Origin of the sequence: Atlantibacter sp. RC6 (assembly GCF_014193285.1) — a bacterium.
Classification (GTDB): Bacteria; Pseudomonadota; Gammaproteobacteria; order Enterobacterales; family Enterobacteriaceae; genus Atlantibacter.
Window position 1 is genome coordinate 100,932 of sequence record NZ_JACHZE010000007.1, and the last position, 26,198, is coordinate 127,129.

Consider the following 26,198-nt stretch of genomic DNA (forward strand, 5'->3'; position numbering starts at 1 on the left):
CATTATCATTGTTGTCCTGGTTAAATGCAAGCAAGCCGCGACCGGATGCCGGTTTCTTGCGCAATCAAGCCTTTTCCGGGCACGGCGGGTTGATTATGCTTAACCCAAAGAGCAGCGGAGCCAATATGGACAACCACGACAGTTTTCCTCAACGCGTTTTTCTCATCGTCGCTTCCATTCCGGAAGGCCACGTCACAACTTATGGGGATGTGGCGATGCTGGCAGGCTCGCCGCGCGCTGCGCGCCAGGTGGGCGGCGTCCTGAAACGTTTGCCGGAAGGCAGCCGCATTCCCTGGCATCGGGTAGTGAATCGCCACGGCGCGATTTCACTGACCGGCCCGGATTTACAGCGTCAACGGCAGGCGCTGCTCAGCGAAGGCGTGATGGTTTCCGGCGATGGGCATATCGATATGGCGCGCTACCGCTGGGATTACGATCGGCCGTAAAAAACGCCTCCGAAGAGGCGTTATCATAGACTTAATAAGTTGTCGGTGCCGGAACGGCAGATGACGGAGTGACCTGAGTGGGCGAAGTCGAAGGGACTGTGGTTGCTGCGCCGCCGTTCTCAGAGAGCGGGATCGCGGTGCCCTCTACCGGCACCAGCGTCAGGTCGATTTTGGTCCCGCCCTGATTTACCGCCGGTTTCACGGTATCGGTAACAAACATCATCTTATCATCCACGGTGATCGCGGCACTCAGCAGGATACGCGCGTTTGGCTGGATTTGGGCCGGGTCAAACGGCAGTACGAAGCTGTATGGCGGCTGTTTACCCTCGGTACGCACCGCTTTCTGGGCAATCACTTTGGATGGCGCATCAGCCATCGAGGCATCAGCCAGGGTGACGGTCAGCACGGACTGCGGCGGAAGCGCCACTTTCTGACGGATCCACACCGTACCAGAAACATTTGGCTGCTGAATTACAGGTTGAGCGTTAACAGCGGAGGTATTGGGGCTTGGTGCCGGCACGGCAATATCCGCGCTCTTTTGCTGTGCGCAACCTGCAAGAGCAACCGCAACCGCTAAACCACTTAACATGTGCACGAGTTTCATTAAAGTTCTCCTTATCTTCTATGCACCAGCGAAATGAAAGACCCGGTGGTCGGGCCTGACGCTCCACCAGAGTGAGTGGTTAAAACTCATCTATCGTGCTAAGCCTGGCACACTCTGCCGGGAATCGCCTGAAAACGGGCCAGTATTCAGATAATTGAACCCCTCTGACCAGTTATGAAACTGCGTTATACTCAGCGTTTATGGCAGCGTTAACCGCGCGTTATCGGCATTTCTGGCACTACGCGGCGTAACGCCCATAAAGCATCACTGAATATCTCTTCTCCGTTGAGGATCCTTTATGAGTCAGGCGCTTAGCAATTTACTGGCACTGTTAAATCTGGAAAAAATTGAAGAAGGACTGTTTCGCGGGCAGAGCGAAGATCTCGGGCTACGTCAGGTGTTTGGCGGTCAGGTCGTGGGTCAGGCCCTGTATGCGGCGAAAGAAACGGTGCCTTCAGAGCGACTGGTTCACTCGTTTCACAGCTATTTCCTCCGCCCGGGCGACAGCCAGAAACCGATTATTTACGACGTTGAAGTGCTGCGCGATGGCAACAGCTTCAGCGCCCGGCGCGTTGCCGCCATTCAAAACGGCAAACCGATTTTTTATATGACGGCTTCGTTCCAGGCTCACGAATCCGGGTTTGAGCATCAAAAAACCATGCCCGCCGCACCGGGCCCGGACAGCTTAAAATCGGAAACCGAGATCGCCCGTGAGTTTGAACACTTCCTGCCGCCGCCGGTGCGGGAAAAATTCCTTTGCGACAAGCCGCTGGAGATCCGCCCGGTTGAGTTTCATAACCCGCTGAAAGGCCATGTGGCTGAGCCGTCGCGTCTGGTGTGGTTCCGGGCGAATGGCGCCCTGCCCGCAGATTTACGTGTGCATCAGTACCTGCTGGGCTACGCCTCCGATTTTAACTTCCTGCCAGTGGCGCTCCAGCCGCACGGCGTCGGCTTCCTGGAGCCGGGCATGCAGGTAGCGACTATCGACCACTCCATGTGGTTCCACCGCCCGTTCGATCTCAACGACTGGCTGCTTTACAGCGTGGAGAGCACCTCGGCGTCCAGCGCGCGCGGCTTTGTACGCGGCGAGTTTTATACTCAGGACGGTATTCTTGTGGCCTCGACGGTACAGGAAGGCGTGATGCGCAAGCGCAGTTAATCTTGCAAAAAAAATGGGCAGGCTCCTCGCGGAAACCTGCCCTTTTTTATTGCCTGAAGATTACGAGTTGTAGGCGTTCTCGCCGTGGCTGTTCACGTCGAGGCCTTCGCGCTCCTGATCTTCCGGTACGCGCAGACCCACAGTCAGATCGGCCAGTTTGTAGGCCACGAAAGCCACTACGCCAGACCACACAACGGTCACCGCGATGCTTTCGATCTGTACCAGTACCTGATGGCCCATGGTCACGCCTTCCGCAAAGCCTACGCCGCCCAGAGAGGTAGAGGCGAAGATACCGGTCAGGATGCAGCCTACGATGCCGCATACGCCATGCACGCCGAACACGTCACAAGGATCATCTACTCGCAACCAGCGTTTCAGCATGGTCACGCCCCACAGACCGGCCAGACCCGCCGCGATCCCGACGATTAACGCGCCGCCGACGCCGATGAAACCACAGGCAGGCGTCACGCCGACCAGACCGGCAATCGCACCCGAACAGGCGCCGAGCAGAGAAGGTTTGCCACGTACCGCCCACTCGCCAAACACCCAGGCCAGAATCGCCGCAGCGGTAGCCACTACAGTGTTAACAAACGCCAGGCCCGCAATTTCGTTGGCCGCGCTGGCGGAACCGGCGTTAAAGCCGAACCAGCCAAAGTAAAGGATCGCCGTACCGGTAAACACCATCGGCAGGTTATGAGGTTTGAACGCTTCTTTGCCGAAGCCCACACGTTTGCCCACCAGATAAGCCCCCACCAGGCCAGCAACTGCGGCGTTGATATGTACCACCGTACCGCCCGCAAAGTCCAGCGCGCCATGGGTACCCAGCAAACCACCGCCCCACACCATGTGGGCAATCGGAACGTAAGAGAGAGTCAGCCACACCACCACAAAAATCACCACGGCGGAGAAGCGAATACGTTCAGCAATCGCCCCAACGATCAGCCCCACGGTGATACAGGCAAAAGAGCCCTGGAACGCCACGTGGATGTACTGATAAAACGAGCCCATCACGTCGGTGATCGCGATGCCTTTCAGCATCAGCCAGTCGAAGTTGCCGAAGAAAGAGCCGCCGGTGCCGAACGCGAGGGAGTAGCCGTAAACCACCCACAGTACGCAAACCAGGGCGAAAGAAACAGAAACTTGCGTCAGCATCGACAGCACGTTTTTAGAGCGGATCAGCCCGCCATAAAACAGCGCCAGGCCGGGAATCGTCATAAAAAGCACCAGTGCGGTGCAAATCATCATAAAGGCGTTATCGGCTTTATCGGCAACCGCCGGTGCGGCCATCGCCAGGCCTGGTAACAGCGCGCAAGCTGCAAGAGCCGATTTCATTGTGAGTTTTTTCATCATTTTCAACCCTGTCAGGTTCGCCAGATTACAGTGCCGCTTCGTCGGCTTCGCCGGTACGAATACGAATGACGCGTTGCAGTTCCGCAACAAAGATTTTTCCGTCGCCGATTTTTCCGGTCCAGGCCGCCTTGCTGATCACCTCGATCACCTCGTCGAGTTGATCATCCGCAATGGCGACATCGATTTTCACTTTCGGCAGAAAATTGACGCTGTATTCCGCGCCGCGGTACAGCTCGGCATGCCCTTTCTGACGCCCAAAGCCTTTTACCTCAGTGACAGTAAGCCCCTGAATACCAATGGAAGAAAGCGCCTCGCGCACGTCTTCAAGTTTGAATGGTTTGATTACCACGGTAACCAGTTTCATAAATCCCCTCCTGTCGAATTGGGTAGCAGCCTGAGTGAGCACATATCCACTAAAGCAAACGACGTGCCAGATTTTAAAAAGCGCCAGAGAACGGCATTTGACGGGGGTTCATCACAGGAAGGGCAGAAAATAAAAGTGTGACCGGGATTCAGAATGTTCTGTAAGCAAAAAAAACGCACCATGCCAGTGCAGGGTGCGTGATGGATTTGCACCAGAGCCGTAACCGCAAACCCAGGTGCGTTATTTTGGTGCGTCAGGCGCTTAACGTTTCATCCTGCCCGGCGGCAGCCAGCTCCTCGCCTGCCAGTTGCAGTTGATACATTTGCCAGTAGCGTCCCTGTTCCGCCAGCAGTTGCTGATGGGTGCCTCGTTCCACTGCCTGGCCGCGATGCAACACCAGAATGGTATCGGCATCCACAATGGTGGAGAGCCGGTGAGCGATCACCACCAGTGTGGTGTGCTGACGGATCGCCGCCAGCGCCTGTTGAATCGCCTGCTCGGTGCCGGAGTCGATATTCGCGGTCGCTTCATCGAGGATCAGGATTTGCGGCGTTTCGACCAGTACCCGCGCCAGCGCCAATAGCTGCTTTTGGCCAACCGACAGATTGTTGCCCTGTTCGCCAAGGCGGGTATAGATGCCGTCGGGCAACGCGCGCGCCAGTTCAGCCAGTTGCACCGTTTCCAGCGCCTGCCACACCTGCGCTTCGCTGATATCCCGGCCCAGGGTGACGTTGGCGAAAAACGAGTCGGCCAGTACCACCGGGTCCTGCTGAACCATCGCGACGCCTTTACGCAATACGCTATGGCTGAGCGTAGAGAGCGGACGGCCGTCGAGGCGGATCTCGCCGCGCGTCAGCGGGTAATAACCCATCAGCAGGTTCGCCAGGGTACTTTTACCGCTGCCGGTATGGCCTACCAGCGCCACAAAGCTGCGTGGGGCGATATCCAGTGAAATGTCCTGGAGCACCAGCCGATCGCCGCGATAGGCAAACGAGACATCGTCAATGGCAATCGCGCCACTTTGCAGCGGACGCACATCGCTACCGTAGATCTGGCGCGGTCGGTCCATCAATTCAAAGACGCGTTCCCCCGCCACAACCGCCTGCTGTAGCATCGATTGTTGCGTGGTCAGTTCGATTAACGGCTCGTTTAAGCGGCCCAGATAGCTGATAAACGCATACAGCACCCCGACCTCAATCGTGCCTGCCGAGCTAAAGCCGAACAGCATCAGCAGCCCACACAGCACCAGTGCCGAAAACAGGCTCAGCAGCGGGCGCAGCAAAAAGCCGTCCAGACGCAGGGTTTGCATGCGTGCTGTATAGTGCGAACGGCTGGCTTCGCCCATTCGCTCACCAAAACGCGCCTGCTGGCGGAACTGCTGGATCACGCTCATGCCCATGATCACTTCGTTAAAGCCGTCGTTGATGTCCGCGAGATAGGTGCGCACCCGGCGTACAATCGGCGTGCTGAAGCGCTGGTAAATCACCATAACGATCAGCACCGCCGGGAAGATTGCCATGGCCACCAGCGCCATACGCCAGTCGAGGCTGAACATCGCCACCAGCATCGCGCCAATCAACGCGGCGCTGCGCAGCACCGTCGCTACCACGGTAACGTACAAATCGCGGATTACTTCGGTATCGTTAGTGACCCGGGAGATAAGCTGGCCGACCGGTTGGGTATCAAACTCACTCAGCGGCTGGCGCAGCGCGGCGTCCATCACGTCAGAACGCAGCTGTTGCACTACCCCAACGGCAGCCTGGTTAAACAGGATCGATTGCCAGTAGTGCAGCCCCGCCGCCAGCAGTTGCAACAGAATATAGGCAGCGGCAAGCCCGGCCACCAGCCCCAGCGGCAGGCTGTTTTTCGCCACCATGTTATCGATGAAATAACTGATTAATGCCGGGCCGCTCACTTCCGCCGCGGCGGCAATCCACAGCATCACCACGGCCATCGAGAGCGGTTTACGCCACGGGCTGCCGTAAGCCAGCAGACGTTTTAAGGTCGGCCACAGTTGAGCAGGCTTATCCATTCACGGCCTCCTCACGTTCCGGCTCGTCGTCCAGCGCCGCTTCAATTTGCTGATAGCGATACATATCGCGATACCAGCCAGGCTGGGCGGCCAGCGCATCGTGCTCGCCGCGCTGGGCGATATGGCCCTGTTGCAACACGACGATTTCATCCGCCTCGGTTAACGCCGACAGGCGATGCGCGCTGATAATCACCGTCCGGCCCTCTCCCCAGTGATGCAGATTATGAAGAATTTGATGTTCGGTGCGCCCGTCCACCGCCGAGAGCGCGTCATCAAGGATCAGGATTTCGGCGTTCAGCAGCAGTGCCCGGGCAATAGAAATCCGCTGTTTCTGCCCGCCGGAGAGCATTACGCCCCGCTCGCCGACTTCAGTGTCATAGCCCTGGGGCAGACGCAGAATATCGTCATGCACGCAGGCCAGCTTCGCTACATGCTCAATCTCCTGCCGGGTAGCGCCGGGATGACCCAGTGCGATATTGCTCGCCACAGTGTCGGAGAATAAAAACGGCGTTTGATTGACCACCGCCAGCCGGCTACGCCAGGAATCAAGTTGCAGCGCGGTAAGGGGGATATCATGGAAGCGGATTTCACCCTGGTCGACATCGAAATGGCGCTGGATCAGCGACAGCACGGTACTTTTCCCCGCGCCGGTCGGGCCGCAAATCCCCAGCATCTGGCCAGGCCTGAGCGTCAGAGTGATATTGTTCAACGTCGGTTTCGAGGCTTGCGGATAAGTAAATTCACGGATCGCCACGTTCAGCACGCCGCGGCCTGCCGGGACATCGCGATCGCCGTCGTTCACCACCGGCGCTTCCGCCAGCATAGCCCGAATACGGCTGTACGCCGCGCTGCCGCGTTCGACAATGTTGAACATCCAGGCCAGCGCCAGCATCGGCCAAATCATCAGGCCGAGGTACATCATAAAGCTGGTGAGCTGCCCCAGGGTGAGCGAGCCGTTGATCACCATCCAGCTTCCGCCGCCAATCGCCAGCAGATTCGCCATGCCGATGGCGATATAAATAGTTGGATCGAAGCGCGCATCCACTCTGGCGACGCGCAGGTTTTTTTGGCCGGTATCGCGGGCGTCTTCGGCAAACAGCCCCGACTGGCGGTCTTCCAGCCCGAAGGCTTTGATCATTCGGATGCTGGTTAAGCTCTCCTGGGTGCGGTCATTGAGCGATGAAAATGCCGCCTGCGCCGCTTTAAAGCGGCTGTGCAACTGGTCGCCGTAGCGTTTAATCACCAGCGCCATAATTGGCATCGGCAGCAGCGCCAGTAGCGTCAGTTGCCAGCTGATTTGGGTGCTCATCACCACCAGCACCACGCACCCCATCACCAGCGAATCCACCAGCGTCAGCACCCCCTCCCCGGCGGCGAATACCACCCGGTCAACATCATTAGTGGCGCGCGCCATTAAGTCCCCGGTGCGGTGACGCAGGTAAAACTCAGGATGCTGACGGCTCAATTGACGATAAAAATCCTCGCGCAGCTCAACCGCCAGTTGGTAGGACGCGCCGAACAGCAGCACACGCCAGACATAGCGCAGCAGATAGACAATCACCGCGACGGCCACCATCAGCCCCAGCCACTGAAATATCTGGCCGGCGGTGAAATGGTTTCGGGTGACGCCATCCACGATGATGCCCACCACACGCGGTGGGATCAGTTGCAGGATCGCGATGATAATCAGCAGGCACACCGCGCCGAGATAGCGTCGCCACTCCCGGGTGAAATACCAGCGTAATTGAGCAAATAATCGCACGTAATAAATTCCTGATTGGCTTGCTGTTCGGTCGATTGCAGGTGATTGACGTGATGGTGGCGTTAACCGTCTAACGGCAAGGCAGTGGTATATTTTATCTGTTCCATGGCAAAACTGGAGGTGACATCTGATAAGCCGGGAACCTGGTTCACCAGACGCTTATAAAAATCATCGAAACGCTTCATATCCGCGACCTGAACGCGCATCAAATAATCGTATTCACCAGCCATCCGCCAGAACCCGAGCACCTCAGGCATCCGGGAAACCACGGCGACAAACTGGCTGTACCATTCGCTGCTGTGGTGCTGGGTCTTAATCAGCACAAACGCCGTAAGGCCCAGATTGAGTTTTTCCGGGTCGAGCAGCGCCACGCGCCCCTGAATAATGCCCTCATCTTCCAGGCGTTTGAGGCGTTTCCAGCAGGGCGTGGTTGTCAGATTAACGGCATCCGCCAGCGCCTGCAAAGAGAGCGTGCAGTCATTCTGCAACAGCGAAAGCAGTTTGCGGTCAATTTTATCTATCATTTGCGAGATACATAGAAAGATTTTCTCTCATTGCGCCAAATCATGCGGAAAATAGCAACTCTTTTTCCTGGACTTTGTTTTACGCTAGGCACAAATTGATAAATGGATACACCTCATGACCAGCGCCTGGGTAAATCACGCCATTAGCGAAATCAACGCCGACTTTCAGCGTTCCGCCGACACCCATTTGATTCGCCTTTCCCTGCCCGCGTTTCCGGGCATTCATTTGTATCTGAAAGATGAAAGCACCCATCCGACCGGCAGCCTGAAGCACCGCCTGGCGCGCTCGCTTTTTCTGTACGGGCTGTGCAACGGGTGGATCAAAGAAGGCACGCCGATTATCGAGGCGTCATCCGGTTCGACTGCCGTATCAGAAGCCTATTTCGCCCGGCTGCTGGGATTGCCGTTTATCGCCGTGATGCCCGCCTGCACCGCGAAGCGCAAGGTAGAGCAAATCGCCTTTTACGGCGGTCGCTGCCATTTTGTCGAGAGCGCCTGTGAGATTTATGATGCCTCAGAAATGCTGGCAAAAGAGCTCAACGGCCATTATATGGATCAATTCACCTATGCCGAGCGCGCAACCGACTGGCGCGGAAATAACAACATCGCTGACAGTATTTTCCGCCAGATGGCGAGCGAGCCTTATCCGGTACCCGACTATGTGGTGATGAGCGCCGGAACCGGCGGGACTTCAGCGACCATTGGCCGCTATCTGCGCTATCAGGGCCATTCCACGCAGCTGATGGTGGTCGACCCGCAAAACTCGGTGTTCTTCGATTACTGGCAGAGCCGCGACGCGACGCTGAAAAGCCCTGTCGGCAGTAAAATTGAAGGCATTGGCCGCCCGCGCGTCGAGCCGTCGTTTATCCCGGCGGTGATTGACGACATGCTGCGCGTGCCGGATGCGGCAAGCGTGGCGACCAGCCACTGGCTGGAGACCGTTCTTGGCCGTAAAGTCGGCGCATCTACCGGTACTAACGTCTGGGGCGCGCTACAGTTGGCGGCAAAAATGCGCGATGAGGGGCGCAAAGGGGCGATAGTTACCCTGCTGTGCGACAGTGGCGAGCGCTATCTGGAGACGTACTACAACCCGCAGTGGGTCGAGCAGAACATTGGCGATTTAGCACCCTGGCAGGCAGAGATCGCTCGACTGACGGCATAAAAAAAGCCGGGGGATACCCGGCTTGCTGGAATGGCCTCGTCATTCGGGGGAATAAGTCAGGTTTGGAAAGTCCAGCCAATGAGTCAAATAGTGTGAAACCGCCTGGCTGCTGCAATGGCCGATCACCGGCAAATGCGGCAACGCAGCTTTTAATTGCGCCATGGCGTTACCCATGATGAAGCCGTAGCCTACGGCTTCGAGCATTTCGCGATCGTTCATGGCATCGCCAAACGCCATACACTCCTCCAGCCCATAACCGAGGTGCTGGCTCAATACCGCCAGCGCGGCGCCTTTGTTGCACCCTACCGGCAGAACCTCCAGACAGTGATGCGCTGAGAAACAGAGATGCGCTTTATCGCCGAGGGCTTCGTTAAGCTGAATGCGCAGGCGGCAGAGATCATCATGCTCGCCGCAGAAGCAAATCTTGGTGACCTGATGTGCCGGAATGCGTTTTACATCGCAAACCTGGTAGCGAAAGCCGGTAAACAAGTGGGCATTAAGCAGCTCCGGCAGATCATTTTGCGTGAACCAGCCGTCGTCGTTAAACACGTGCATCGAGGATTCAGTTTCCCAGTGGCTGTGGATCACGAGTTCCGCCACTTCCGGCGCAAGGTCGGCGTGATGCAGCAACTCGCCCTGATAACTATGGATGCGGGTGCCGTTACCGGTAATCAGAAAGGCGTCGAGGGAGAGATCGGTAAGCAGATGGCGCATTTCCAGGGCATGCCGCCCGGTAGCAAAAGCTAAAGTAATGTCGCGTTCGCGCAGGCGATTCAGGGTTTTCAGGGTTTGTTCGCCCAGCAAATGGTCCGGCATCAGCAGGGTGCCGTCCATATCAAATGCAGCCAGTCGCGCCATGGTTGTCCGCTCTCACATAATCTCACACAGCCTGAAGTATCGCCTGGCATATGCGGAACAAATAGTGAATACTTTCCAAAATTTGTTCCGGATTTACTATGCGACTCGTTAATCGGCTCAATCAGTTTCAGCGTCTCTGGCAACCTTCCGCAGGCGCCCCCCAGCGGGCGACCGTGGCGGAGCTGGCCGAACGCTGTTTTTGCAGCGAACGGCATATCCGCACCCTGTTGCGCCAGCTGGAATCAGCAGGCTGGCTGCGTTGGCAGGCGCAGGCCGGGCGTGGAAAGCGCGGCGATTTAACCTTCCATGTTACACCCGAGCAGGTGCGCGCCGGGATGATGGAGCAGGTGCTCAATCGCGGCCAGCATAAAAACGCGCTGGAGCTGGCGCAGCTTGCCCCCGATCAGTTACGTCATTTATTGCAGCCATTTCTTGGCGGCCAGTGGCAAAACGATACCCCTACACTGCGTATACCCTACTACCGCCCTCTGGAGCCGTTAACGCCAGGCTTTTTACCGGGCCGCGCCGAGCAACATCTGGCCGGGCAAATATTTTCGGGGCTGACGCGTTTCGATGATGAGGGCGAATATCCGGTTGGCGATTTGGCGCACCACTGGCGTATCTCGCAAGACGGGCTGTGTTGGGATTTTTATCTGCGCTCCACATTGCACTGGCACAACGGCAAACCGGTGGAAACGCAGCAGTTGCAGCGGGCGCTTCAGTCGCTGCTGGCGGATCGGGAAATCGCCCGGCTGTTTGCCAGCGTGGCCCAGTTGGAGATGATTCATGCCCAGTGCCTGCGTATTAAATTGCATCGCCCGGATTACTGGCTGGCGCACCGCTTAGCGCTATATTGCAGCCGTCTGGCTCATCCGGACGAACCGGAAATCGGCAGTGGGCCGTTTCGGCTGGCGCGCTTTGAAGCAGATTTGGTGCGCCTGGAAAGCCACGAGTTCTGGCATCTCAGCCATCCGCTGCTGAAGGCGGTGGAGTTTTGGATCACGCCGCAACTTTTCGATCGGGAGATGGGCAACAGCTGTCGTCACCCGGTACAGATCGCCATTGGCCAGCAGGATGAACTGGTCCATTTGCGGCCGGTCAGCAACAGCATCAGCCTCGGGTTTTGCTATCTGGCGCTGCGTCAGGAAGGGAAATTATCGCCGGCGCAATCCCGTTACCTGATTGACCTGATCCATCACAGCGGCATGCTGGATACGCTGCCGCTGGATGAAGGGCTGATCACCCCCAGCAGCGAAATGCTGCCCGGCTGGCGGCTTCCTGAATGGAATTGTGAAGAAACCGCGCTACCCGCTTCGCTAACCCTTGTGTATCACCTGCCGGTAGAACTGCATGCCATGGCGGAACAGCTTACACGTTATCTGGCGGACAAAGGCTGTGAACTGACGGTGCATTTTCATCCGGCAAAAACCTGGCACGGTTGCCAGCAACTGGGCGAGGCGGATTTAGTCATGGGCGATCGACTTATCGGCGAGTCCCCGGCTTTTACGCTTGAGCAGTGGCTGCGCTGCGATAATCTCTGGCCGCAGGTGCTTACCGCGCGTCAGATCGCTCATTTACAGGACACGCTTGACGCGGTGCAGCGTCAGCCGGATGAAGCTCAGCGCCGGGAAGGGATGCGCGAGGTCTATACCACGTTGATGCAGGACGCCGCGATCACGCCGCTGTTTAATTATCGCTATCAGGTTAGCGCGCCGCCGGGCATCAATGGTATTCGCATGAATGCCCGTGGCTGGTTCGATTTTACCCGCGCCTGGCTCCCGCCGCCGGGTACACAGTGAAGAAGCTGGTGGCGCTAAGCCAACGGCGCTACCCTATGCGCCATCTATATAAGAGAACGAAAGGTTGACGATGAAACGTGCCGTTGTGGTATTTAGCGGTGGACAAGACTCCACTACCTGCCTGATTCAGGCGCTGCATCAATATGATGAGGTGCATTGCGTCACATTCGATTATGGACAACGCCATCGCGCTGAAATCGAGATTGCCCAGCAACTGGCGGTCAAACTGGGCGCCCGGGCACATAAAACCCTGGACGTCGGATTGCTCAACGAACTGGCGGTAAGCAGCCTGACTCGCGACAGCATCCCGGTGCCGGATTACGATCCCGACGCCAGCGGCATTCCCAACACCTTTGTGCCTGGCCGCAATATTCTGTTTCTGACCCTGACGGCGATTTATGCGTATCAGGTACAGGCCGAAGCGATCATTACCGGCGTATGCGAAACGGATTTTTCGGGCTACCCGGATTGCCGTGATGAATTCGTCAAAGCGCTTCACCAGGCGGTAAATTTAGGTATGGCCAGTAATATCCGTTTTGAAACGCCGCTGATGTGGCTGAATAAAGCCGAGACCTGGGCGCTGGCGGATCACTGGGGCAAACTGGATCTGGTACGCAACGAAACCCTGACCTGTTATAACGGTATTAAAGGCGACGGATGCGGCGAGTGTGCGGCCTGCAATCTGCGCGCCAATGGCCTGAATCACTACCTTGCGGATAAAGTGGGCGTGATGGCCCAGATGAAACGTAAAACCGGTCTTAACTGATAATCAGGGCGGGTACCCGCCCTTTTTATTATGCCTTGCCGACCATGGCCTCCAGACGTTCGCGCAATTCCCCCTCCAGCGGCAACGCCTTCTGGGTGCTCAGGTCGATGCAGACAAAGGTGATTTGCGCGTCCGCCACCACCTGCCCTTCCGGTTCAAGCGTAATCACCTGGCTCAGAATGCCGCTTTTGCCATTTAACTGCTGCACCTGGCTGGTGACCTTCAGTAAATCGCCCAACACTGCCGGTCGCCGATAGTTGATGTTGATATTCACCACCACAAAAGCGATACGGTTAGCCGTCATCCACTGAAAGCCTTCCTCCTGTTCCAGCCCATCCCAACGCGCCTCTTCAAGAAATTCGAGATAGCGGGCATTGTTGACGTGTTGATAAACATCCAGGTGATAACCGCGAACTTTAATGTGTGTCTGCATAGCGCAAGGGCCCTTGTTATCGCCGCGTGGGTTTCGCTTCGGAGGCGTAAACACAGCGGTTTATTTTATGAGAGTAAGAGGTCACACCACTGGTATGACCTCATTATCCTGGCAAAAATTGACAACTCTGCAAGGTCCCGGCACTGGCGGTTACAGTTTTATGCGCGCCAGATTACGTTCCACCAGCGAGTTCCCCATGCCAGGCACCTGTTTAAGGTCCTCAACGCTTTTAAAGGGGCCGTTCTCGTCCCGGTAATTCACAATCGCCTGCGCTTTTTTCATCCCTACGCCGTTAAGCGCTGAGGCCAGTTCTTCCGCGCTGGCATTGTTAATGCTCACGGTTCGTTCTTCGCCCTCATCCGCCTTTACGGCTTTGTCTTTAGCCGCTGCGTTTTCCGCCTTCGCAGTAACCGCTTCCGCTTTCGCCGTTGACTGTACTGCCAGCGCGGGATAGCTGGTAAGACCGCAGGCGATAACCATTGCCAGACAGAATGCTTTAACACCTTGTTTCATGCTGTTTTCTCCTTGTTTGTTGACAGCAACGCCACCTTATCGACCCAGGAGAAACACCACAAACAGCGAATATCAGAAATGGAAAAGGCCGCGAAAGCGGCCTTTGAGGTTTGCATGAAATTGCAAATATGTGCGAGAAGTCTCGATTATTGCTGCTGTTCGACGATGTCGCCCATTTTGATTTTTGCTTCTTTACGCAGATTGGTCATCAGTGCGTCGAAGGCGATTTGCGCATTGTTTTGAGTAATGCCCTGGGTCATCGCTTTTTTCTGCTCTTCCGGCAGCGTACCGCTCCGCACTTCGTCCAGCGCCACCAGCACAACGTTGCCCTGCATATCGTTAGCCACGCCGTAAGACGGTTTATCTTTAGACGGTAGCGGCAGCGCAAACGCAGCCTGGGAAATCGGATCCTGACCGGTACGGCTCAGCGTTTTCTCAGCGCCAAAGCTCAGACCTGCGGCTTTCAGCGCATCGTCGCCTTTACCCGCTTTCAGTTCGTTGATCAGCTTATCGGCATCCAGTTTCGCCTGCTGTTCCGCTTTCTGGTTTTTGATATCTGCAACCACCTGGTCACGCACGTCCGCCAGCGGTTTTACCGCTTCCGCTTTGTGCTCGGTGACACGCAGCACAAACGCGCGGTCGCCTTCCACGGTAATGATGTCGGAGTTGCTGCCCGGCGTGCCGTTTTCGCCGACCAGGCCGCCGTTAAAGATAGCGTCAGCCACCGGTTTGAAGTTCAGCTCTTCCGGCAGGGAATCGCGGCTGAACCAGCCGGTTTCCACCGCTTTCACACCGGCAACCTGCTCTGCGCCCGCCAGCGATTCGTTATCATTGCTCGCCGCATCGCTGACTTTCTGTTGCAGGGCGAAGAATGCGGTCACGCCTTTCTCCTGCTTCACTTTCTCGGCAATGGCGTCACGCACTTCAGACAGCGGCTTAACCTTCGCCGGTTGAACGTCATCAAGACGCGCCACCAGGAAGCCAACCGAGGATTTGATGACGCCGGAAATCTGGCCTTTCTCTTTCAGGCCGGCGTTTTTCAGCTCATCCGGGGTGGTGGCGTCTTCCAGCCAACCCATATCGCCGCCGTTGCGGGCAGAGATAATGTCGGAGGATTTCTCTTTCGCCAGGGTCGCGAAGTCAGAACCGGCTTTCAGGGCATCCAGCACCGCTTGCGCTTCTTCTTCCGTTTTGGTCTGGATGACGCTGTAGCGGTTACGCTGCGGCTGACCATACTGATCCTGATGCTGGTCGTACCAGGCCTGGATCTCTTCATCGCTGACGCTTTCGTTCATGGCAGCGGCATCCAGTTTGATGTAGCTGACACGGAACTGTTCCGGCGCGATAAAACGGTTTTTATTCTGCTCGTAGAAGCCATTGACCTCCGCGTCAGTCACGGTTTGTTTCGCGGCCAGCGCGGCGACGTCGATCGTGGCTTCGCGCACGACGCGCTGCTGAGCGACCAGCGCCGCCAGCTCATCGGTTTCGTTCGCCAGCATGAAATCAGTACCGACAACGGCGTTGATCAGCTGTTGGGTCATCAGCTGGTTACGCAATGATTGAGCGTACTGGTCCGGCGTCATGCCAATGTTGTTGATGACGGCGGTATAACGGGCGTTATCAAATTTGCCATTGCTCTGGAAAGCGGGTTCTTTAAAGATCGCCTGTTTGATTTGATCGTCGCTGATGCCAAGACCGAGTTTTTTGGCGTATTGATCGAGCAACACTTCATCAATCATGCGCGACAGCACCTGCTGGCGCATGGCTTTCATGTAGTTTTCATTAGCAGCCAGTTCAGAAAACTGATCGCCCAACTGTTGCTGTTGACGATTGCGCTCGCTGGCGACCGCATTTTCAAACTGGGCGCGACCAATTTCCTGGCCGTTCACTTTCGCGGCGTAATTATTGTTACCGCCAATCAGGTAACCACTCACGCCGGTCAGAATGAACGACACGATAATGATACCGAAAATAATCTTGAGTACGACGCTGTTCGCGGCCGTACGTAAGTTGTCCATCATGGTGTAACAACGCTCCGCTGTAGATGACAGTAAATCCTGCTGGCGTTCACCCTGGGGTGCCGCTTCGCGCAAAGGCGTATTGTGACAAGAAACCGGGGCGGTTGTCAGCCCACAGGACTAAAAAGTCATCCAGATAATAAAAAAGGCACATCTCGCGATGCGCCCTTTGCCCTTTACCATCGAAACCGTAGAGGGAAAAATCAGTTTACCGCGTCTTTCAGTGCTTTACCTGCACGGAAACCCGGTACTTTTGCTGCCGCAATGGTGATCTCTTTGCCAGTTTGCGGGTTGCGGCCAGTACGGGCAGCGCGCTCGCGGACAGAGAAAGTACCAAAGCCAACTAACGCCACGTCATCTCCGGATTTCAGAGATTCGGTAACAGAGCCAATCAGAGCATCTAACGCACGTCCAGCCGCGGCTTTAGAAATATCAGCATCGGCGGCAATTTTGTCTATCAGTTGAGATTTATTCACGCTTCTCTTCCTCTCATTATTATTTATATCGCCCCTGAATCCTTCATGGGGCGACCGCGCAGCAGTTATATCAGGCCTGTCATGCCCTTACAACAGCATTAGTTGATGACATATACAGTCAGCCATCTAAATTAGCGATACAAAAAAAAGCTGGCAAGCACCAAATGGCTTACCAGCTCTGATTTTATCTATGCAGTATGCGTTAGGTCACTATTTTGCCGTGACAACCTGCATTCCCGAGGGTTCGTTCTGCAGCGCCAGGGTTAACACCTCTTCGATACGCTTCACCGGATGGATCTCCAGATCGGCAATAACGTTATCCGGAATCTCTTCCAGGTCGCGTTTATTTTCGTAAGGAATTAACACCGTTTTAATCCCGCCGCGGTGCGCTGCCAGCAGTTTTTCCTTAAGGCCGCCGATCGGCAGGACCTGCCCGCGCAGCGTGATCTCGCCGGTCATGGCGACGTCGGCGCGAACCGGGTTGCCTGTCAGACAGGAGACCAGCGCGGTACACATGGCGATACCCGCGCTTGGGCCATCTTTCGGCGTCGCCCCTTCCGGAACGTGAACGTGGATGTCGCGTTTTTCGTAAAAATCAGAATTAATACCCAATTTTTCCGCGCGCGCACGCACCACGGTCAGCGCAGCCTGAATGGATTCCTGCATTACTTCGCCCAGCGAGCCGGTATAGGTCAGTTTGCCTTTACCCGGTACGCAGGCGGTTTCGATGGTCAGCAGATCGCCGCCCACTTCGGTCCAGGCCAAGCCAGTCACCTGTCCAACGCGGTTTTCGTTGTCGGCACGACCGTAGTCGAAGCGCTGAACGCCGAGGTAATCTTTCAGATTATCGCCGTTAATTTCGATGTGCTTGAGCTCTTTCTCCAGCAGCAATTGTTTAACCGCTTTACGGCACAGTTTCGAAATTTCACGCTCCAGCCCACGCACCCCGGCTTCACGGGTGTAGTAACGGATGATGCCGATAATCGCGCTGTCATCCACCGTGATTTCGCCTTTTTTCAGGGCGTTACGTTCAATCTGCTTCGGCAGCAGGTGGCGTTTGGCAATGTTCAGTTTTTCATCTTCGGTATAACCCGACAGGCGAATCACTTCCATACGGTCCAGCAGCGGGGCCGGAATGTTCATGGAGTTAGAGGTCGCCACAAACATTACGTCGCTGAGATCGTAATCCACTTCCAGATAGTGGTCGTTAAACGCCACGTTCTGTTCCGGATCCAATACCTCAAGCAGTGCCGACGCCGGATCGCCACGCATATCCGACGACATTTTGTCGATCTCATCCAGCAGGAACAGCGGGTTTCTTACCCCCACTTTCGCCATTTTCTGGATCAGTTTGCCCGGCATGGAGCCAATGTAGGTACGGCGGTGACCGCGGATTTCCGCTTCATCGCGTACCCCACCCAGGGCCATACGCACGTATTTACGTCCGGTCGCCCGGGCAATGGACTGACCCAGCGAGGTTTTACCTACCCCCGGCGGCCCGACCAGGCACAGGATCGGGCCTTTGATTTTATTAACGCGACTCTGCACCGCAAGGTATTCAAGGATGCGGTCTTTCACACGGCCTAAGCCGTAGTGATCGGTATCGAGGATTTCCTGGGCCTGGCGCAGGTCTTTTTTCACTTTGCTGCGCGCGTTCCACGGAACCTGCACCATCCAGTCGATATAGCTGCGTACCACGGTCGCTTCCGCAGACATCGGCGACATCATTTTCAGCTTCATCAACTCGGCGTCGGCTTTTTCTTTGGCCTCTTTCGGCATTTTGGCCGCGTCGATTTTGCGTTTTAAGGCTTCGTTTTCATCCGGCGCATCGTCCATTTCGCCCAGTTCTTTCTGGATGGCTTTCATTTGCTCATTCAGATAGTACTCGCGCTGGCTCTTCTCCATCTGCTTTTTCACGCGGTTGCGAATGCGTTTCTCAACCTGCAGCAGATCGATTTCTGACTCCATCATCGCCATCAGATATTCCAGACGCTCATTAACGTCTGACATCTCCAGCACCGACTGTTTATCGGCCAGTTTCAACGGCATATGCGCGCCGATGGTGTCGGCCAGACGTGCGGGATCGTCAATGCTGTTCAATGACGTCAGCACTTCAGGCGGGATCTTTTTATTGAGTTTGATGTAGCCTTCAAACTGGCTGATAGCGGTGCGGACCAGCACTTCCTGCTCGCGCTCATCAATGGCCGGGGATTCCAGATATTCGGCCCGTGCAGAGAAGTGTTCGCCATCGTCAGAGAGCGCGGTAATGCGCGCACGCTGTAAACCTTCAACCAGTACTTTTACCGTGCCGTCCGGCAGTTTCAGCATCTGTAAAATTGACGCTACGGTTCCCACGGTAAACAAATCATTCACACCCGGCTCATCCGTCGACGCTTCTTTCTGGGCAACCAGCATGACCTTTTTGTCATGATCCATTGCGGCTTCCAGGCAGCGGATAGATTTCTCCCGTCCCACGAACAAAGGGATAACCATGTGCGGATAAACCACCACGTCGCGCAACGGCAACACGGGGATTTCAATGCGTTCAGAACGCTCAGGATTCATAGAGCTCTCTCTTAGTTTAGTTTCCGCCAGGCGATGGGGCGCACGTGAAATTCACGGCATCACCAACAAGTAGAACAGTATATGGGGATGTTTCCCGGACATTCAATGTCAGGATTGCAGGAAAAATAAAAGGGGGACAAAATCCCCCTTAAATTTTATAACTGATTGTCAGGACAGGCGAATTATTCGCCTGATGCCTGCTGTGCTTCTGGCTTGCCGTAAATTAACAGCGGTTCTGACTGCCCGCCAATCACGGACTCGTCAATAACCACTTTCTCGACGTCTTCCATGGACGGCAGATCGTACATGGTGTCGAGCAGCGCGCCTTCCACGATGGAACGCAGGCCACGCGCGCCGGTTTTACGGGACATGGCTTTCTTCGCGATAGCTTCCAGCGCTTCGTCACGGAATTCCAGCTCGACGCCTTCCAGATTAAACAGCGCCTGGTACTGCTTGGTCAGGGCGTTCTTCGGCTCTTTGAGGATCTGGATCAGCGCTTCTTCGCTCAGTTCGCTCAGCGTAGCAACCACTGGCAGACGGCCAATGAATTCAGGGATCAGACCGAATTTGATCAAATCTTCCGGTTCAACCTGAGTCAGCAGTTCGCCTTCCGTCGCTTTCTGGGATTTACCTTTCACCGTCGCGCCAAAACCGATGCCGGAGCCAGTCTCAACGCGGTTAGCGATCACTTTATCCAGACCGGCAAATGCCCCGCCGCAGATAAACAGAATTTTCGAGGTATCCACCTGCAAAAATTCCTGCTGCGGGTGCTTACGGCCGCCCTGCGGCGGAACGGCAGCCACGGTGCCTTCAATCAGTTTCAGCAATGCCTGCTGCACGCCTTCACCGGATACATCACGGGTGATGGACGGGTTATCAGACTTGCGGGAAATCTTATCGATTTCATCGATGTACACAATGCCGCGCTGGGCTTTCTGCACGTCATAATCGCATTTTTGCAGCAGTTTCTGGATGATGTTTTCAACGTCTTCGCCCACATAACCGGCTTCGGTCAGGGTGGTGGCATCCGCCATGGTAAACGGAACGTCCAGCAGGCGCGCCAGCGTTTCGGCCAGCAGGGTTTTACCGCTACCGGTCGGGCCGATCAGCAGAATGTTACTTTTACCCAGTTCTACGCCGTTGGAATTGTCGCCGTTACGCAGACGTTTGTAGTGGTTGTATACCGCCACCGCCAGAACTTTTTTCGCCTGTTCCTGGCCGATAACGTAATCGTCCAGATGGTTGCGGATTTCATGTGGCGTCGGCAGCGCGCTACGTTCGCGGTGCGGCGCCACTTCTTTAATCTCTTCGCGAATAATGTCGTTGCATAAATCGACACACTCGTCGCAGATATACACTGACGGGCCAGCAATCAGTTTACGCACTTCGTGCTGGCTCTTGCCGCAAAAAGAGCAGTACAGCAGTTTGCCTGAGCCGTCTTTGCGCTTATCTGTCATGAGTCAAAACCTCTTTTCTGTTCTTTGTGCCGCACACGACGACGCAATGCCATTCTCAGGCGCAAACCGAAGTTTGCGCACAATGAGCCGCCTACTGACACCCTATAGTATAGCGGCCCATTGCCGCAGGTATCACTGACGGTGAGTTAAAATGGAGTCAACCAATCCATACTCTACAGCCTGATCCGCTGAGAGGAAACGGTCGCGCTCGGTATCTCTTTCGATCTGCTCCAGCGGTTGACCCGTGTGCTGCGCCATAAGTTCATTCATACGCGCTTTCACTTTCAAAATTTCACGCGCATGGATTTCAATATCCGTCGCCTGACCCTGATAGCCGCCCAGCGGCTGGTGGATCATCACGCGTGAGTTCGGCAGGCAGAAACGCTTGCCTTTCGCCCCGGCGGTTAACAGGAACGCGCCCATTGAGGCCGCCTGGCCCATACAAATGGTGCTGACATCCGGTTTGATAAACTGCATGGTGTCGTAAATCGACATGCCCGCAGTAATGACGCCGCCCGGCGAGTTAATGTACAGGTAAATATCTTTTTCCGGGTTTTCTGCTTCCAGAAACAGCATCTGCGCCACAATCAGGTTAGCCATGTGATCTTCAACCTGACCGGTCAAAAAGATAACGCGTTCCTTGAGCAGGCGGGAAAAAATATCGTAAGAACGCTCACCACGTGAGGTTTGCTCCACAACCATTGGCACCAGGGCCATATGGGGTGCCATGACTTCTCGTTCGCCGCTGTATGACATTTCCGTCTCCTGGAAAAAATTAAGTAACCTGTCGCACTGATTTTACTTGAGACCGTGACGAATGACCACGCTACCGGGTCTTGTCACCCTTCAGGACGGATTATCAGCCAGAGTCCCTATCCACAATAGATCAAATTTTCTGTTTGTTGATGCGGATATATCTTTGTTTATGGGGTTTATCGCCCTCAGTTTCAAGCATAACAACCTTTTCATGTTACGCGAATATTGAAACTGCGGTTTATCCGTCCTTGCGCTAACTGCGGACGAAAAAAAAGCCCGTCGTGGTAGGACGGGCCTGATACAACGTGAGGCGTGACTTACGCCTGCTGATTCATCAGCTCGTTGAAGGTGGTCGCTTGCTCGGTCACTTTCGCTTTCGCCAGCACCGCTTCAACCGCCTGCTCTTCCAGAGCGACGTTGCGCATGTTGTCCATCAGCTCTTTGTTTTTGCTGTAGAACTCGATAACTTCGCTCGGATCTTCGTATGCAGAAGCCATCTCTTCGATCAGCGCTTTAACGCGGTCTTCGTCGGCTTTCAGCTCGTTGGTGCGAATCACTTCGCCCAGCAGCAGGCCAACCACAACGCGGCGTTTTGCCTGCTCTTCGAACAGTTCACGCGGCAGTTCCAGCGCTTGTTTCTCGTTGCCGCCGAAACGCTGTGCAGCCTGACGGCGCAGTACGTCGATTTCGCCGTCGATCAGCGCAGCAGGAACGTCGATGTCATTCGCTTTCACCAGACCTTCGATAGCCTGAGACTTGATGCGGTTACGCACCGCGCCTTTCAGCTCGCGATCCATGTTTTTACGGACTTCGGTACGCAGACCGGCAACAGAACCGTCTTCAACGCCAAAGCGTTTGATGAACTCTTCGGTCAGTTCCGGCAGTTCGCGCTGCTCAACTTTTTTCAGGTTGATCACGAACTTCGCTGCTTTCCCTTTCAGGTTTTCAGCGTGGTACTCTTCCGGGAAGGTCACGTCGATGGTGAACTCGTCGCCGGCTTTGTGGCCTTTAATGCCTTCTTCGAAGCCTGGGATCATACGGCCCTGGCCCATTGCCAGTACGAAGTCAGACGCTTTGCCGCCTTCGAACTCTTCGCCGTCAACAGAACCGGTGAAGTCAATGGTCACGCGATCTTCGTCGCCAGCGGCTTCAGTGGTTTCGGTCCAGGTCGCCTGCTGCTTGCGCAGGGTGTCCAGCATGCCGTCAACGTCTTCGTCGGTCACTTCAACAACCGGCTTAACGACTTCGATGGATTCCAGATCTTTCAGTTCGACTTCCGGGTAAACTTCGAATTCAACCGCGTAGGTGAAGTCTTCGCCCAGTTTGTATTCGCCCGGAACATAGTTCGGTGCGCCAGCCGGATTGATTTTTTCTTTAATGATAGCGTCAACGAAATGACGGCTCATCAGATCGCCCAGCACATCCTGGCGCACGGAAGCGCCATAACGCTGAGCAACGACGTTCATCGGTACTTTGCCCTTACGAAAGCCGTCAATGCGCACTTTCTTCGCCACGTTGACCAGCTCGCTTTTCACAGCGTTTTCGATGCTGTCAGCAGCGATTGTAATCGTTACACGGCGCCCAAGGCCCTGAGTGGTTTCAACTGAAACTTGCATCTTGTTACCTCAAAAAATCACAGTGCTCGGTCAACTCTGGAAGCCGTTGATTATTCGCTTCGCAGAACCAGGATGCTTTCTGAATCAGAATCACATTCCCTGTCGTCAGAATCATCCCGAAGACATTCCGAAAAATAAGACGCAGCATTATAGCGGCATCACTATGGTGAGTCGAGAAAAGCAACCACGCGACTCTGTGGCTTTTTTCACAATTCCCGGCGGAGCTTCGCCTGAAATCTGCCGTTTCGCCTGGTTTTCAGACAAAACAAAACGGCCCGCAGGCCGTTTCTTAGAAACTCTGTCTGGCGCAACATACTGGAAAAAGTCCTGCTGTTGCAAATTCAATGTTCAGGCTATCGTTCCTGCACCTCGACATGGCGGTGACGCAAAAATAGTGTCCTGCAGGCTTTCCCACTCTTTGGTACTGTAAGTATGCAGAGCTAAAGCATGCACTGTGGTCGACAATTCCTCCGTCAACGTGCCGTAGATCAGGCGGTGGCGATTCAGAAAACGTTCCCCTACAAAACGATCGCTTACCAGAACGACTTTGAAATGACTTTCCGAGCCGGCCGGAACATTATGGCGATAGCTTTCATCCACAACTTCGAGGAATACGGGATCAAACGCTGCCCTGAGTTTTGTTTCTATTTGCTCACGTATCATCATGATTTCACTCCTCCGACAACGCTGCGATGCTATCCATCACTTTAAATGTTAGTCGCCTTTACTGGCTCCATAACAGATTATCAACAAATATTTAGCTTTTATCCCATTTTCTCATCGTAACGGGTGAATCAGACTGTCACAAGGCCCATACAAAGGTTGTAATGCAAAGAAAACCTGGCGAAAGGTCATAAAAAACACAACGCGATGAATTTACCTGTGTTGCCACTTCCCCTCGCTGATGGCGATGCTATGATGGCGGGAATTTTCTTCAATTTGCCTACATGTACGTTGAGACCCTGAAATGTTAAAAAAATTATTTTTGCCGCTGATGGCGCTGTTTATGTTAGCTGGATGCGCGACACCGCCGACCACCATTGACGTCTCCCCGAATATCGCCCTGCCCCAGCAGGATCCGAGCCTGATGGGCGTGACGATCAGCATTAACGGCGCTGACCAGCGTCCGGACCAGGCGCTGTCTAAAGTGACCCGCGATAATCAAATCGTTACCCTGACGGCCTCCCGCGATCTGCGTTTCCTGTTGCAGGAAGTGTTAGAGAAACAGATGACCGCACGCGGTTACATGATTGGCCCGAGCGGCGCGGTTCAGTTGCAGATCATTGTTAACCAGCTGTACGCCGACGTGTCTCAGGGCAACGTGCGTTACAACATCGCCACCAAAGCCGATATTTCTATCGTCGCGGTTGCCACCAACGGCAACAAGATGACCAAAAACTATCGTGCGAGCTACAACGTTGAAGGCGCGTTCCAGGCGACGAATAAAAACATCGCTAACGCCGTTAACTCCGTCCTGACCGATACCATCGCCGATATGGCGCAGGACACCAGCGTTCATGAGTTCATCAAGCAAAACGCCCGCTAATTGACTGAGAGGCCCGGCTTGCCGGGCCTTGTATTTTCCCGATGCCCAATCACTATCTGCGTATATTCCAGCAGCCTAAATCAGCCGTTTTGCTGATGCTGGGCTTTGCTTCCGGCCTGCCCCTCGCCCTGACGTCCGGTACGCTTCAGGCGTGGATGACGGTCGAAAATATCGATCTCAAAACCATCGGTTTTTTCTCGCTGGTCGGCCAGGCCTATGTGTTTAAGTTTCTGTGGTCGCCAGCGATGGACCGCTATACCCCGCCGCTGCTTGGACGCCGCCGCGGCTGGCTGGTTATTACCCAAATCCTGTTGCTGATCGCGATTGCGGCGATGGGCTTTCTTGAGCCTTCCACACAGTTGCGCTGGATGGCGGCGCTGGCGGTGATTATCGCCTTCTGCTCCGCGTCTCAGGATATTGTTTTCGACGCCTGGAAAACGGACGTACTGTCGGCGGAAGAACGCGGCGCGGGCGCGGCGATCAGCGTGCTCGGCTATCGTCTGGCGATGCTGGTTTCCGGCGGGCTGGCCCTGTGGCTGGCGGATCGCTGGCTCGGCTGGCAGGCCACCTATTGGTTGATGGCCGCGCTACTGATCCCGTGCATTATTGCGACGCTGCTGGCCCCTGAACCCAGCGACGCGATCCCAGTGCCCAAAACGCTCCAGCAAGCGGTGGTGGAACCGCTGCATGACTTTTTTGGCCGCAACAACGCGTGGCTGATTTTACTGCTGATCGTGCTGTACAAGCTGGGCGACGCCTTCGCCATGAGCCTGACCACCACGTTTTTAATACGCGGCGTGGGGTTTGATGCCGGCGAAGTCGGCGTAGTGAATAAATCACTTGGCCTGCTCGCCACCATTATCGGCGCGCTGTACGGCGGGGTGCTGATGCAGCGCCTGACGCTGTTCCGCGCGCTGCTGATCTTCGGCATTTTACAGGGGGCCTCTAACGCCGGTTACTGGCTGTTGTCGATTACCGACAAGCATATGGTGACCATGGCCAGCGCGGTGTTTTTCGAGAACCTGTGCGGCGGCATGGGAACGGCGGCGTTTGTCGCCCTGCTGATGACGCTGTGTAATAAATCGTTCTCGGCGACTCAGTTCGCCCTGCTCTCTGCGCTGTCGGCGGTAGGGCGCGTTTATGTCGGGCCGGTGGCAGGCTGGTTTGTAGAAGCCCACGGCTGGCCGACGTTTTACCTGTTCTCGGTGATCGCCGCGGTGCCGGGCATCCTGCTGCTGCTGGTTTGCCGCAGGACGCTGGAGTTTACCCAACAGACCGAAACCTTTATGCCGCGCACGGTATATGCGGGCGCGTACCGGGTGGCGCTAAAGGTGCTGATGGTCAGCGGGGTTATCTTGCTGGCGTGGCTGGGCGTGCTGATCGCCAATGCGTTGCAGCTCACCCGGTTACCCATCGAAACGGCGCTGTTTGAACTGGGGGTTGCGCTGGCGCTGGGCGGGATTCTGGCCGGCGCGGTGTTGGATTTTCTGGCGCTGAAAAAAACAGCAAAGCGCTAATTTTGCTTAAATAATGAACGTTATTTTTGGTTATTTTCCGTGGTAATCACGCAGGGTAATGAAAATAACGTTCACCGGCGGCAAAGTCGCGGCAAAAAATTGTTTTTTTGTGCCCTTAAATTTCTGGAATTTATAAAGCTAAAAAAGCGCAATAATTTCCCTTTATCGATTCAGCCATGGCAAGATTAATTTTGCGTAAATTAATTGTCCCATATTTGATATATTTTTGTTAAGTTTTTGTATATCATTTGAATTGGTTATACCAATTATCCGGCATAAAAAATTTAACAATCCTGATTTGTTATAACGGCCTACAACCCGCATTTTTCCTGTATATTTGAAATAAGTTGCAACATCTGTGATAGGTATGGCAGAACCCGGTAACACTGCGCTGACACAATGCCATTAATGTTTACAGTGTTGTAACCTTCCCGTAAAATGCCGGCACACTTTAACCGCCACCAGAATCCCCCCT

At 55.1% G+C, this 26,198-nt stretch carries 23 protein-coding genes; 7 read left to right on the forward strand and 16 right to left on the reverse strand.

The annotated features are described in order from the left end of the window. The first annotated feature begins 125 nt into the window (after positions 1-125). Positions 126-446, forward strand: coding sequence for an MGMT family protein (locus FHW74_RS16035; RefSeq protein ID WP_183171479.1), 321 nt, complete (start codon positions 126-128; stop codon positions 444-446). 31 nt (positions 447-477) lie between these two features. Here the strand turns inward: FHW74_RS16035 and FHW74_RS16040 are convergent, their stop codons facing one another. Beyond that, positions 478-1,050, reverse strand: a complete 573-nt coding sequence (locus tag FHW74_RS16040; protein WP_183171380.1) for a YbaY family lipoprotein — start codon at positions 1,048-1,050, stop codon at positions 478-480. Between the two features lie 298 nt (positions 1,051-1,348). Here FHW74_RS16040 and tesB point away from each other — a divergent pair, with 298 nt between their 5' ends. Beyond that, entirely contained in the window at positions 1,349-2,209 is an 861-nt protein-coding gene (tesB, locus tag FHW74_RS16045) for an acyl-CoA thioesterase II (RefSeq protein ID WP_183171381.1), read from the forward strand. A 60-nt stretch (positions 2,210-2,269) separates the two neighbouring features. On the opposite strand, the gene amtB is transcribed toward tesB, so the two are convergent. The 5 genes from amtB to FHW74_RS16070 form a co-directional block, all read right to left on the reverse strand. After that, on the reverse strand, positions 2,270-3,556 hold the full coding sequence (amtB, locus tag FHW74_RS16050; RefSeq protein ID WP_183171382.1) for an ammonium transporter AmtB: 1,287 nt from the start codon (positions 3,554-3,556) through the stop codon (positions 2,270-2,272). Positions 3,557-3,584: 28 nt separating this feature from the next. Beyond that, a complete protein-coding gene (gene glnK, locus FHW74_RS16055) occupies positions 3,585-3,923 on the reverse strand; it encodes a P-II family nitrogen regulator (RefSeq protein ID WP_183171383.1) in 339 nt (112 codons plus the stop codon). A gap of 253 nt (positions 3,924-4,176) precedes the next feature. Beyond that, positions 4,177-5,955 (reverse strand): SmdB family multidrug efflux ABC transporter permease/ATP-binding protein, encoded by a 1,779-nt coding sequence (locus FHW74_RS16060; protein WP_183171384.1) that lies wholly within the window; start codon positions 5,953-5,955, stop codon positions 4,177-4,179. Beyond that, positions 5,948-7,717 carry a SmdA family multidrug ABC transporter permease/ATP-binding protein gene (locus FHW74_RS16065; protein ID WP_183171385.1) on the reverse strand — a complete coding sequence of 590 codons (1,770 nt, stop codon included), beginning with the start codon at positions 7,715-7,717 and terminating at the stop codon, positions 5,948-5,950. Before FHW74_RS16065 ends, FHW74_RS16060 begins: the two co-directional genes overlap by 8 nt. Before the next feature lie 62 nt (positions 7,718-7,779). Next, complete coding sequence (locus FHW74_RS16070; RefSeq protein WP_125294085.1) at positions 7,780-8,241, reverse strand: Lrp/AsnC family transcriptional regulator; 462 nt, start codon at positions 8,239-8,241, stop codon at positions 7,780-7,782. Positions 8,242-8,356: 115 nt separating this feature from the next. On the opposite strand from FHW74_RS16070, the gene FHW74_RS16075 reads away from it, so the two are divergent. Then, positions 8,357-9,403: a PLP-dependent cysteine synthase family protein gene (locus FHW74_RS16075; protein ID WP_183171386.1), complete on the forward strand. Its 1,047-nt coding sequence runs from the start codon at positions 8,357-8,359 to the stop codon at positions 9,401-9,403. A 39-nt stretch (positions 9,404-9,442) separates the two neighbouring features. Here FHW74_RS16075 and cof read toward each other — a convergent pair whose 3' ends face one another. Further along, positions 9,443-10,261, reverse strand: a complete 819-nt coding sequence (cof, locus tag FHW74_RS16080; RefSeq protein ID WP_183171387.1) for an HMP-PP phosphatase — start codon at positions 10,259-10,261, stop codon at positions 9,443-9,445. 98 nt (positions 10,262-10,359) lie between these two features. On the opposite strand from cof, the gene FHW74_RS16085 reads away from it, so the two are divergent. Together FHW74_RS16085 and queC are read left to right on the forward strand one after the other, a co-directional pair. Next, entirely contained in the window at positions 10,360-12,060 is a 1,701-nt protein-coding gene (locus tag FHW74_RS16085; RefSeq protein WP_183171388.1) for an SgrR family transcriptional regulator, read from the forward strand. Between the two features lie 70 nt (positions 12,061-12,130). Further along, positions 12,131-12,826 (forward strand): 7-cyano-7-deazaguanine synthase QueC, encoded by a 696-nt coding sequence (gene queC / locus FHW74_RS16090; protein WP_183171389.1) that lies wholly within the window; start codon positions 12,131-12,133, stop codon positions 12,824-12,826. Between the two features lie 28 nt (positions 12,827-12,854). On the opposite strand, the gene FHW74_RS16095 is transcribed toward queC, so the two are convergent. The 9 genes from FHW74_RS16095 to bolA all read right to left on the reverse strand — a co-directional run bounded on the left by FHW74_RS16095 (position 12,855) and on the right by bolA (position 23,326). Further along, a complete protein-coding gene (locus FHW74_RS16095; RefSeq protein ID WP_125294080.1) occupies positions 12,855-13,259 on the reverse strand; it encodes a YbgC/FadM family acyl-CoA thioesterase in 405 nt (134 codons plus the stop codon). Between the two features lie 150 nt (positions 13,260-13,409). After that, the gene (locus FHW74_RS16100; RefSeq protein ID WP_183171390.1) at positions 13,410-13,772 is read right to left on the reverse strand and encodes a helix-hairpin-helix domain-containing protein; all 363 of its coding nucleotides are present in this window, start codon (positions 13,770-13,772) and stop codon (positions 13,410-13,412) included. Positions 13,773-13,918: 146 nt separating this feature from the next. After that, positions 13,919-15,793, reverse strand: coding sequence for a peptidylprolyl isomerase (gene ppiD, locus FHW74_RS16105; RefSeq protein ID WP_183171391.1), 1,875 nt, complete (start codon positions 15,791-15,793; stop codon positions 13,919-13,921). Between the two features lie 200 nt (positions 15,794-15,993). Next, entirely contained in the window at positions 15,994-16,266 is a 273-nt protein-coding gene (gene hupB / locus FHW74_RS16110; RefSeq protein WP_125294077.1) for a nucleoid-associated protein HU-beta, read from the reverse strand. 210 nt (positions 16,267-16,476) lie between these two features. Beyond that, positions 16,477-18,831 (reverse strand): endopeptidase La, encoded by a 2,355-nt coding sequence (lon, locus tag FHW74_RS16115; protein ID WP_183171392.1) that lies wholly within the window; start codon positions 18,829-18,831, stop codon positions 16,477-16,479. Between the two features lie 182 nt (positions 18,832-19,013). After that, positions 19,014-20,288: an ATP-dependent protease ATP-binding subunit ClpX gene (gene clpX, locus FHW74_RS16120; protein WP_183171393.1), complete on the reverse strand. Its 1,275-nt coding sequence runs from the start codon at positions 20,286-20,288 to the stop codon at positions 19,014-19,016. 132 nt (positions 20,289-20,420) lie between these two features. Beyond that, positions 20,421-21,044, reverse strand: coding sequence for an ATP-dependent Clp endopeptidase proteolytic subunit ClpP (clpP, locus tag FHW74_RS16125; protein WP_002463767.1), 624 nt, complete (start codon positions 21,042-21,044; stop codon positions 20,421-20,423). Between the two features lie 317 nt (positions 21,045-21,361). Beyond that, positions 21,362-22,660: a trigger factor gene (tig, locus tag FHW74_RS16130; protein WP_183171394.1), complete on the reverse strand. Its 1,299-nt coding sequence runs from the start codon at positions 22,658-22,660 to the stop codon at positions 21,362-21,364. Between the two features lie 348 nt (positions 22,661-23,008). Further along, a complete protein-coding gene (bolA, locus tag FHW74_RS16135; protein ID WP_183171395.1) occupies positions 23,009-23,326 on the reverse strand; it encodes a transcriptional regulator BolA in 318 nt (105 codons plus the stop codon). 301 nt (positions 23,327-23,627) lie between these two features. Here bolA and FHW74_RS16140 point away from each other — a divergent pair, with 301 nt between their 5' ends. Then, positions 23,628-24,206, forward strand: a complete 579-nt coding sequence (locus FHW74_RS16140) for a lipoprotein (RefSeq protein WP_183171396.1) — start codon at positions 23,628-23,630, stop codon at positions 24,204-24,206. Positions 24,207-24,247: 41 nt separating this feature from the next. Next, positions 24,248-25,723 carry a muropeptide MFS transporter AmpG gene (gene ampG / locus FHW74_RS16145; protein ID WP_183171397.1) on the forward strand — a complete coding sequence of 492 codons (1,476 nt, stop codon included), beginning with the start codon at positions 24,248-24,250 and terminating at the stop codon, positions 25,721-25,723. Positions 25,724-26,198: the final 475 nt, after the last annotated feature.

What these genes read in the sequence shown, in the direction of transcription:
- clpP (WP_002463767.1), bottom strand. Translation starts at nt 21,044, where the DNA reads ATGTCATACAGCGGCGAACGAGAAGTCATGGCACCCCATATGGCCCTG.
- FHW74_RS16070 (WP_125294085.1), bottom strand. Translation starts at nt 8,241, where the DNA reads ATGATAGATAAAATTGACCGCAAACTGCTTTCGCTGTTGCAGAATGAC.
- FHW74_RS16095 (WP_125294080.1), bottom strand. Translation starts at nt 13,259, where the DNA reads ATGCAGACACACATTAAAGTTCGCGGTTATCACCTGGATGTTTATCAA.
- FHW74_RS16040 (WP_183171380.1), bottom strand. Translation starts at nt 1,050, where the DNA reads ATGAAACTCGTGCACATGTTAAGTGGTTTAGCGGTTGCGGTTGCTCTT.
- cof (WP_183171387.1), bottom strand. Translation starts at nt 10,261, where the DNA reads ATGGCGCGACTGGCTGCATTTGATATGGACGGCACCCTGCTGATGCCG.
- clpX (WP_183171393.1), bottom strand. Translation starts at nt 20,288, where the DNA reads ATGACAGATAAGCGCAAAGACGGCTCAGGCAAACTGCTGTACTGCTCT.
- tig (WP_183171394.1), bottom strand. Translation starts at nt 22,660, where the DNA reads ATGCAAGTTTCAGTTGAAACCACTCAGGGCCTTGGGCGCCGTGTAACG.
- lon (WP_183171392.1), bottom strand. Translation starts at nt 18,831, where the DNA reads ATGAATCCTGAGCGTTCTGAACGCATTGAAATCCCCGTGTTGCCGTTG.
- FHW74_RS16075 (WP_183171386.1), top strand. Translation starts at nt 8,357, where the DNA reads ATGACCAGCGCCTGGGTAAATCACGCCATTAGCGAAATCAACGCCGAC.
- FHW74_RS16085 (WP_183171388.1), top strand. Translation starts at nt 10,360, where the DNA reads ATGCGACTCGTTAATCGGCTCAATCAGTTTCAGCGTCTCTGGCAACCT.
- glnK (WP_183171383.1), bottom strand. Translation starts at nt 3,923, where the DNA reads ATGAAACTGGTTACCGTGGTAATCAAACCATTCAAACTTGAAGACGTG.
- FHW74_RS16100 (WP_183171390.1), bottom strand. Translation starts at nt 13,772, where the DNA reads ATGAAACAAGGTGTTAAAGCATTCTGTCTGGCAATGGTTATCGCCTGC.
- FHW74_RS16035 (WP_183171479.1), top strand. Translation starts at nt 126, where the DNA reads ATGGACAACCACGACAGTTTTCCTCAACGCGTTTTTCTCATCGTCGCT.
- queC (WP_183171389.1), top strand. Translation starts at nt 12,131, where the DNA reads ATGAAACGTGCCGTTGTGGTATTTAGCGGTGGACAAGACTCCACTACC.
- amtB (WP_183171382.1), bottom strand. Translation starts at nt 3,556, where the DNA reads ATGAAAAAACTCACAATGAAATCGGCTCTTGCAGCTTGCGCGCTGTTA.
- ppiD (WP_183171391.1), bottom strand. Translation starts at nt 15,793, where the DNA reads ATGATGGACAACTTACGTACGGCCGCGAACAGCGTCGTACTCAAGATT.
- FHW74_RS16140 (WP_183171396.1), top strand. Translation starts at nt 23,628, where the DNA reads ATGTTAAAAAAATTATTTTTGCCGCTGATGGCGCTGTTTATGTTAGCT.
- bolA (WP_183171395.1), bottom strand. Translation starts at nt 23,326, where the DNA reads ATGATGATACGTGAGCAAATAGAAACAAAACTCAGGGCAGCGTTTGAT.
- ampG (WP_183171397.1), top strand. Translation starts at nt 24,248, where the DNA reads ATGCCCAATCACTATCTGCGTATATTCCAGCAGCCTAAATCAGCCGTT.
- FHW74_RS16060 (WP_183171384.1), bottom strand. Translation starts at nt 5,955, where the DNA reads ATGGATAAGCCTGCTCAACTGTGGCCGACCTTAAAACGTCTGCTGGCT.
- tesB (WP_183171381.1), top strand. Translation starts at nt 1,349, where the DNA reads ATGAGTCAGGCGCTTAGCAATTTACTGGCACTGTTAAATCTGGAAAAA.